This is a genomic window from Arthrobacter rhamnosi, assembly GCF_054510975.1.
On sequence record NZ_JBTNDN010000015.1, the window covers coordinates 1 to 1,318 of the forward strand.

Sequence of the window (1,318 nt, forward strand, 5' to 3'; positions counted from 1 at the left end):
TTCGACGTCTTCGCTTGCTGCGGCGGCTATTTCCGCGGTTGTTGCTTCTTCTTCCCAGCTCGGGGAGGTGAGCTCCGGTGTTGTCTGTGGCCTGGTCGGTGGAGGTTGCTACCAGGGATTCACCAATGGTGCGGTCATCTGGTCGAGCACCTCGGGAGCGGTGATCTCCCTCAACGGGCCTGTCCGTAGCGCGTGGCTGGCTGCCGGTGGCGTCAATGGCGCCCTGGGTTACCCGACTGCCGCACAGGTGTGTGGGATACGAGATGGCGGATGCTACCAGTCCTTCCAGAACGGAGAAGTGTTCTGGTCCAAGGCCTCAGGGGCCGCGATCAGTAAGGCCGGCGTGATCCGCACTGCTTATCGTGCTGCCGGTGCGGAGAATGGAGCACTGGGCTTCCCCATCGGTGCGGAAACGTGCGGGTTGAAGGACAGCGGGTGCTACCAGGCCTTCCAGCGAGGAGAAATCCTGTGGTCCTCGGCCTCCGGTGCACGCATCTCCCAGGCAGGACCGATCCGAAGCGCTTATCGTGCTGCAGGCGCGGAGAACGGCATCCTCGGGTACCCCACCAGCTCGCAGATCTGCGGACTCAGGCTCGGCGGGTGCTACCAGACGTACCAGCGCGGGGAAATCCTCTACTCGACCAATACCGGAGCGCACATCAGCAGGACTGGAGGGATCCGTAACGCCTACCGCGCCGCCGGCGCCGAGAACAGCGCACTCGGGTTCCCCACCAACGAGGAGACCTGCGGCCTCAAGAACGCTGGATGCTACCAGTCGTACGAATCAGGCGAGATCATGTGGTCATCGTCCACCGGAGCGCACATCACCTCCAACGGCCCCATCCGCACCGCGTACCGGTCAGCAGGAGCAGAGAACGGACGACTGGGTTATCCCGTGGCCTCCCAGGTCTGCGGAATCCGCGACGGAGGCTGCTACCAGTCCTTCCAGGGCGGTGAAGTGTTCTGGTCCAGCGCGTCCGGAGCCAACATCAGCAGGCGCGGTAGCATCCGCGACCTCTACCGATCCATAGGAGCAGAGAACGGACGACTGGGCTTCCCCGTCACCGCCGAAATCTGCGGCCTGCGCGACGGCGGCTGCTACCAGGGCTTCCAACGAGGCGAGATTTACTGGAGTTCGAGCACCGGAGCCCAGCTCAGCAAATCCGGCTCCATCCGCAACGCCTACCGCAAAGCCGGCGCGCAGGACAGTGTCCTCGGATATCCCGTGGGCAACGAGATCTGCGGCCTGCGCGACGGCGGCTGCTACCAGTCCTTCCAAAAGGGCGAGATCCTCTGGAGCTCCACGACCGGAGCCAGG

1 pseudogene is annotated in these 1,318 nt (G+C 64.1%); it reads left to right on the plus strand.

The window, feature by feature from the left end:
- Positions 1-67: 67 nt before the first annotated feature.
- Positions 68-1,318 (plus strand): annotated as a pseudogene (locus ACX80J_RS16730) (GH25 family lysozyme); the annotation flags it as partial.